The organism is Allobacillus sp. SKP2-8 (assembly GCF_007559355.1).
Lineage (GTDB): Bacteria > Bacillota > Bacilli > Bacillales > Alkalibacillaceae > Allobacillus > Allobacillus halotolerans.
Genome location: NZ_VMHF01000020.1, coordinates 21,616 through 28,635 on the forward strand (window position 1 = coordinate 21,616; position 7,020 = coordinate 28,635).

Consider the following 7,020-nt stretch of genomic DNA (forward strand, 5'->3'; position numbering starts at 1 on the left):
GGTGCAAATTAACCCTGAAGCTGGGCTGATAAACACTGAAGCGGTGCGGATTAACCCTGAAGCTGGGCTGATAAACACTGAAGCCGAACGAATTAACACTGAAGACGGCCTTTGATCATCCATAATCCTTTACTTTTTAAATAAACTCACGTACAATGCAAATTAACAACTCATTGAAGTTAATGTGCAAAAATTTCATAAGCAATACTTGGATTTATATTTTTTTCGATAATATCTCTAATTCATAATATATAAATTCATGTTAAGTGAGTTTACCGGTTAACGATTAGGTAAAGTATCTAACTGGAAAGCTGTTTCTGGAATGAATGTATTAACAGTTTGGCAGTCTGAAGAAGTTAGATGCTGTCAGCAGACTAGCGGGTAATGATTACGCTACAATAGGTAAATTATTTACAATCAATCGACCTGAATAACAAAAATGGAGGGTAATTACGTGGAACACATTTACATGGAAAATAAAAAAGGCGCACCAGTTTTCGTACTTCTTCACGGAACAGGTGGCACAGAAAAAGACTTAGTTGGTCTTGGAGAGTTACTAAATCCTGAATTTAACATCTTAAGTGTTCGAGGCAATGTACAAGAGAATGGGATGAACAGATTCTTCAAACGTCATGGTGAAGGCAAGTATGATTGGGAAGATCTGAAATTCCGTGGAACTGAGCTTTATGACTTCATCGTAGAAAAATCCAAAGAGCATGATTTCAAATTGGAAGATGTCATTTTTGTCGGATTCTCAAACGGATCCAACATCGCGATCCAATTGATGTTAGAGTATCCAGAAACGTTCAAAAGAGCTGCATTATTCGCTCCGTTATATCCAGCAGATGTTGAAAAGACACAAGACTTCAGCGATATGGACGTCTTCTTATCCCTTGGAAAAGGTGACCCGATTGTACCGGAATCCGAAAGCGAACGCGTCATCAATCTATTTAAAGATCGAGGTGCTGACGTCACGACAGCTTGGGTGAACGGACATAATTTAACACAGGAAGTCGCTTTGGAGGCAAGAAACTGGTTGAATGAATCAATTAAAAATGATGCTTAAGTATGTAGGAAATATGGGACATTGAAGTACAGTGAAAGAAAAGGATTGCTTCGTCAAAATATCGACGAAGCAATTTTTTTATCATTCATTCAAGAAGATGTTTTACTTTTTTCAAGTTGCTTAATCCAAAACTGCACAGTAATTATATCGATTTTTTCCTCAATCTTTTCAAGTACCTTTTGCCTTTCTTTTCCACTCAACATTACATCTCTTTCAAAATTTTCTCGGGAATGGACGCATGTCACACCCCATTACTTATTATTAGCACGAAGAAAGCTTTCGGCTGCCTCTTCCACATTGGGTGAAGAAGCAATAGCAGAGATTACGGCGACTCCATCCGCGCCTGCTTGAATTACTTGCTCAGCATTCTCAGGTGTAATGCCACCGATCCCTACAATCGGTACAGTGATTCCGTGATCTCTGAAGCGTTCTATAATCTCTGTCCCTGCGACTATTTCAGCATCGTCTTTAGAACTCGTCGGATAAATTGGACCTAAACCTAAATAATCCGCCCCATCTTTGATCGCTTGCTCCGCTTCTTCAATCGTGTGCGTGGAAACGCCTAAAATCTTATTGCTAAACTTTTCTCTTACTATACCCGCTTCCAAATCGTTTTGGCCAACATGAACGCCGTCAGCATCTAACTCGATTGCTAAATCGAGATCGTCATTTACGATAAAGGGAATATGGTTTTCCTGACATACTCTTTGCAAGCGCTCTGCCAATCTCAGTTTCTCGTTTCCAGTTAGAGCTTTTTCTCCTTTTTCTCGAAATTGAAATAGCGTAATCCCCCCTGCAATTGCTTCTTCAAGCACGTTAACCGGGTCCCTGCCATTACAGTTAGGGCTCCCCATAATAAAGTAAACAGGAAGTAATTCTTTGATTTGTTCTGTTTTTTTGTCTACCATATCAGAAACTTTTTACACCCCTTTTTTTATACGCCCAATGATTAGTAGGCCCATGTCCTTCGCCTATCCCTAATTCCGTTTCGATTGCTGCACGGGTAAAATCTTTTGCTGTTAGGACTGCTTGCTTTATTTCAACGCCTTTTGCTAGTTCGGCTGTAATCGCAGCAGAAAACGTACAGCCTGTTCCATGTGTATGACGGGTGTCTATTCTTGGAGAAGTCATTTCAACGAATGTTTCACCATCAAAAAATAAGTCAACAACGTCATCTTCACTTCCATGACCGCCTTTCATTACAACCGACGTAGCGCCCATTCGAACGATATCTTGAGCGGCTCTCTTTCGGTCATCCATGGTTTTTATTTTTCTATCGGTGATTATTTCCGCTTCAGGAATATTAGGTGTTATGACCGTTGATAGTGGAATTAGTGTATCGATCAATGCGTTAACAGCTTCATCTTGCAAAAGCTTTGCCCCACCTTTAGCAATCATAACTGGATCAATGACAACATTGTCCCATTGGTAATGATGAATTCGCTCACTAACAGCCTCTATGATCTCACCCGAAAATAACATGCCCGTTTTCAATGCGTTCGTTCCCATGTCCTTACCGATTGCATCAATCTGCTCAACAATCCCATTTAAAGGTATCGGATAAACCCCATGAACGCCTAACGTATTCTGAGCTGTTACTGCAGTTATAATGGACATTCCATAAGCGTCTAACTCTTGAAAAGTTTTAAGATCTGCTTGAATCCCCGCTCCGCCACCACTATCTGACCCAGCAATCGTTAATGCTTTTGCGATAACCATAGTTCGGCTCCTTTATTTCGTAGTTCTTTCGATTTTACTAAGAACTTCATCGTCTTTTGTTACTTTCGAAAGTTGATTCAAAAATTCAATTTGAAAACTTCCTGGCCCCCTGTCTCCAACCAACTTTGCCGCTTTCTCTGCAGCAATACCATAAAAGGAAACAGCCGATGTAGCCGCTTCAAGAATATTGTTATTTACAGCAGCAAATGCACCAATCACTGAAGATAATAAACAACCACTTCCTGTCACTTTTATCAGTAAGGGATCACCATTTGTGACGAGATTTGTACCTTTATTATTTGAAATGACATCTACTTCACCCGTAATCACTACTGTACTGTTAAAGAGTTCTGAAGCTCTCTTAGCCAATTGTGTGACGTCTCCATCTCCCGAACGAGCATCAACACCTTTGATTTCCCATTGCTCACCCGTTAAATGAGCAATCTCAGCTGCGTTTCCTCTTAAAACTGTAACGTTTACATCATTTAAAATCTGCTTTGCTTTTGCAGTGCGGAAACTTGTTGCGCCTGCCCCCACAGGGTCTAAAATGACAGGATGATCTTTTTCGTTTGCCGCTTTGCCAGCTTCGATCATGGCATCAACTGTGTCTGTCGTTAACGTCCCTATATTTAGGACGACTGCTCCTGCAATCGAAGCCATTTCTGCAACCTCTTCAATCGCATTCGCCATGACCGGTGATGCGCCAACAGCTAACAATCCATTCGCCGTAAAATTTGTCACCACTTGATTCGTTATATTATGAACTAACGGGGTCTGTTCTTGTACGACCTTTAAATTCTTATACATGCTCGATTCCCTCCTGTTTTAATCCATCACTAGTCCGCCGTCTACGACGAGGTTTTGTCCAGTAATTGCTCGTGCCCAAGGCGAAGCGAAAAATAAAGCCGCATCAGCTAATTCCTCAGGCCTAGTTGCTTTTTGTAAAGGTGTGGTTGACTCAATAATTCCAAACACTTCCTCTGTGGTTACACTACTTGCATCCGTTTCTTTTAATAACCCGCCAGAGACCATATTGACAGTAATACCGTATTGACCTAATTCCTTCGCCATATTACGCGTAAATCCAATCATTGCCGCTTTACCCGTTGTATATTCGTGGTACGCAACGACTGGGTTTTGGACGAGATTCGTTCCAATGTTAATCACCCGACCAAACTGTTGCTCCTTCATGTCGCTTAAGCATGCTTGTATCGTGTTTAAAGATGCTTTAATGCTTCCTTCGAACTGTGTATTGAAACCATCCCAGTCGAGGGCAAATGCATTCTTTTGAGCGACTGGGTCAAAACGAAAATCTACCAATGCGTTATTCACAATCGTCGTAATCGGTGTACCAAAGTGTTCTACAGCCTTTTTGACCATTTCATCAACTTGTTCTGTATCACGGACATCTGCCTGTAGTGCAATAGCTTTTTCCCCCAACGTTGTTGATAGCTCCTCAGCTTTTTCTTTACTTTTAAAATAATTCACAACAACATTTGCACCTTGTTCAGCGAAAGTAGTGGCTAATTTAGCACCCACCCCTCTACTTGCTCCAGTAATTAATACAGTTTGTTTGTTTAGCTCCATAATATTTACCTCCATATTTATGTATTAATAGGGAAAATAAAAAACCAGATCACAAGGACCTGGTTTGGTAGTTAACATTTAAACTACTTCCCTACGCTGGCATGATCCAGATCAGGTCCTGAGGGTCAAAAAGTTTATCTTTTTTCTCAGCTTGAAACACAAGCTCCCCTAGTAGAAACAATTCATTTATTATTCTATTACTTTTCATTCTACACTTAACATTTAATATATTCAACTATTTGAATAGAATGATTACTACTGAATGAACAAATCTCTTCCAAATGAATTGAGTTATTGGTCGGTCAGTCTTTCTCTTCTTTCATCGCTTCCACTACGCGATCTTTTGGATCCCAGCAATTAAATTGGTACGTTGGTTTCGTATCAAAACCTAGTCTTTTACAATAAACTCGCCTACTCCCATCTTCAAATCGATCTATCCGAAAATGTTTACATGTGGCACAACAATGATAGCGATTGGTCATTCCGGACACCTCCATTTTTACTCATTGTATAGTGGCATATATGAATATCGATAAAAAGGTCTTTCTTTACAGCTTATGATATTCGTAATTAGTTAGATACTTGTATATATTACTGAAGCGACCAAGACAAATTTTGTTAAAAAGAGAATCCCAACCGGGTAACCGATTACCCTAATTTATTTAAGGCTTCATATACTCCATACATAACCTCTGAGCCGGTTTTACTTTGTCACCAATGATTAATTCATATAATCTAATACTAACTCAAAGCATCTTTCTTTTGTAAGTGTTGCTTGCGTAGCCACATGCTGCAACGATTCCATTGAACCACCTTCATATGTTAGTGATTCTTCTTTAGCGGTTTCATCTCTGTATTCTATCCATTCTCGTTGTTCATTTCTTAATTGGTCCGCCTGTTCTTTACTAAGTTTTTCCCTCAATACGCCGTAAATTTCATTTAGCTCTTTATCCCAAACTTCATATCTAAACACTTGTTCTTTCTCCATGTCTAATGTTGTCATAGCGTCGGAATTCTTTCGTAAAGTTTCCATCTCTTTTTCAACATCACGAAGTCTACTTAGATATTTCTCTTTATCATCCGTAGATTGGTCGCTTACATTTGTATTAGAACTTAATTGATAGAGTTCATACGTACCGTCTTGATACACTTTATAATAACCTAAGTTCCCTGTCTTCCCAGATACACGCAACGATATGTCGACCAATTGAACCGTATAATATGTACCCTTTTCATCTTCTTCGATTTCACCATTTGTACCAAACGAAATATTATCATCTTTTCCCTCTAGTAATTGTTGCTTCAGGAATTTGATCGCTTCTTCCCCACTACCAATTTGAATAGGTTCATTGGTTTCCGATAGGACTTTTACTTCTTTACTTTCTTTTTCAGCAGAATCAGATTCGTTTGATTCAACATCATCCATCGAACTATTAGATTCAATTGCACTTACAGTTAAATCATTCACTTCTTTCTTACTATTAACTGTCGTAATTTCTTCATCAGTTGATCCACATGCAGCTAATATAATAATCATTGAAATAAATACTGTCATTGAAAACTTTATTCGATTTTTCATAAAAGAATCCTCCTGATGGTTAACGGTTCCGTCTGTTATTCGGGACAAACGATTTAGAAGCTTTAAAATACCGTTATTTGGTTTTCCCCTCTTACTTACTAGTAATTCGACAATATCCAATAAATTTCCTTTATTTATAACATTGTTCGATTTAACTAAAAAATTAATCAGCGATAATGCTATCCTGCACGCGGTTAAGAAGGTGTAGAGATGTTAGAAGCTGAAAAGGATGTTATTACTAACTGTTATCAAGATTATAAAACATATAATATACTGGCTCAAGGTAGGTTCTTTTGGTCTAGTTTGATAAATTTTTCAGTTTTCAATGTGTAGCATTTGTGTAGCATAGGTTAAAACTTAGTCTTTCTGACGACATTCAAACACAAAAAAACCGTTAAAACATTGATAGAACAACATTTTAACGGTTTTAATTCTAAGTCACTTGACTTGGTATACCAGTGGTCGGGATCGAACCGACACTCCCGATGAAGGGAACGGGATTTTGAGTCCCGCGCGTCTGCCAATTCCGCCACACTGGCATGTAATAAAACGGCAGCAATCAATATTCATAACGATTGTAACAGAGAGGCGGCAACCGGATTTGAACCGGTGATAAAGGTTTTGCAGACCTCTGCCTTACCACTTGGCTATGCCGCCATGGAGCGGAAGACGGGATTCGAACCCGCGACCCCCACCTTGGCAAGGTGGTGTTCTACCACTGAACTACTTCCGCAAAATGGCTGGGCTACCAGGATTCGAACCTGGGAATGACGAGACCAAAACCCGTTGCCTTACCGCTTGGCTATAGCCCAAAGATTGAGGGCGACCGGTGGGAATCGAACCCACGAATGCCGGAGCCACAATCCGGTGCGTTAACCACTTCGCCACGACCGCCATATTAAAATGGCAGGGGTAGTAGGAATCGAACCCACATCAAAGGTTTTGGAGACCTTCGTTTTACCATTAAACTATACCCCTATTTATAATAATGGTGGAGGGGGAGAGATTCGAACTCCCGAACCCTGAGGGAGCGGATTTACAGTCCGCCGCGTTTAGCCACTTCGCTACC

General features: G+C 39.9%; 7 protein-coding genes, 6 tRNA genes and 1 riboswitch. Of the genes, 1 reads left to right on the forward strand and 12 read right to left on the reverse strand.

Annotated elements, in window-relative coordinates; genetic code table 11:
• Nucleotides 1-454 precede the first annotated feature (454 nt).
• A complete protein-coding gene (locus FPQ10_RS11575) occupies nt 455-1,066 on the forward strand; it encodes an alpha/beta hydrolase (protein WP_144163664.1) in 612 nt (203 codons plus the stop codon).
• 251 nt (nt 1,067-1,317) lie between these two features.
• On the opposite strand, the gene thiE is transcribed toward FPQ10_RS11575, so the two are convergent.
• From thiE to FPQ10_RS11635, 12 genes are all read right to left on the reverse strand, one after another.
• Nucleotides 1,318-1,974 carry a thiamine phosphate synthase gene (gene thiE / locus FPQ10_RS11580; RefSeq protein ID WP_144163665.1) on the reverse strand — a complete coding sequence of 219 codons (657 nt, stop codon included), beginning with the start codon at nt 1,972-1,974 and terminating at the stop codon, nt 1,318-1,320.
• A 1-nt stretch (nt 1,975) separates the two neighbouring features.
• Nucleotides 1,976-2,785, reverse strand: a complete 810-nt coding sequence (gene thiD / locus FPQ10_RS11585; protein WP_144163666.1) for a bifunctional hydroxymethylpyrimidine kinase/phosphomethylpyrimidine kinase — start codon at nt 2,783-2,785, stop codon at nt 1,976-1,978.
• 12 nt (nt 2,786-2,797) lie between these two features.
• Nucleotides 2,798-3,592 carry a hydroxyethylthiazole kinase gene (gene thiM, locus FPQ10_RS11590; RefSeq protein WP_144163667.1) on the reverse strand — a complete coding sequence of 265 codons (795 nt, stop codon included), beginning with the start codon at nt 3,590-3,592 and terminating at the stop codon, nt 2,798-2,800.
• A gap of 18 nt (nt 3,593-3,610) precedes the next feature.
• A complete protein-coding gene (locus FPQ10_RS11595; protein WP_144163668.1) occupies nt 3,611-4,372 on the reverse strand; it encodes a 3-oxoacyl-ACP reductase in 762 nt (253 codons plus the stop codon).
• Between the two features lie 71 nt (nt 4,373-4,443).
• Nucleotides 4,444-4,552, reverse strand: a riboswitch (TPP riboswitch).
• Nucleotides 4,553-4,674: 122 nt separating this feature from the next.
• Nucleotides 4,675-4,854 (reverse strand): hypothetical protein, encoded by a 180-nt coding sequence (locus tag FPQ10_RS11600; protein WP_144163669.1) that lies wholly within the window; start codon nt 4,852-4,854, stop codon nt 4,675-4,677.
• A 239-nt stretch (nt 4,855-5,093) separates the two neighbouring features.
• Entirely contained in the window at nt 5,094-5,951 is an 858-nt protein-coding gene (locus FPQ10_RS11605; protein WP_255439944.1) for a lysozyme inhibitor LprI family protein, read from the reverse strand.
• A 453-nt stretch (nt 5,952-6,404) separates the two neighbouring features.
• Nucleotides 6,405-6,490 (reverse strand) — tRNA-Leu (locus FPQ10_RS11610).
• 47 nt (nt 6,491-6,537) lie between these two features.
• A tRNA-Cys gene (locus tag FPQ10_RS11615) sits at nt 6,538-6,608 on the reverse strand.
• A gap of 1 nt (nt 6,609) precedes the next feature.
• Nucleotides 6,610-6,684 (reverse strand) — tRNA-Gly (locus tag FPQ10_RS11620).
• Between the two features lie 4 nt (nt 6,685-6,688).
• A tRNA-Gln gene (locus FPQ10_RS11625) sits at nt 6,689-6,763 on the reverse strand.
• 9 nt (nt 6,764-6,772) lie between these two features.
• Nucleotides 6,773-6,845 (reverse strand) — tRNA-His (locus FPQ10_RS11630).
• Between the two features lie 10 nt (nt 6,846-6,855).
• Nucleotides 6,856-6,929: transfer RNA gene (locus tag FPQ10_RS11635), tRNA-Trp, on the reverse strand.
• Between the last annotated feature and the right edge of the window lie 91 nt (nt 6,930-7,020).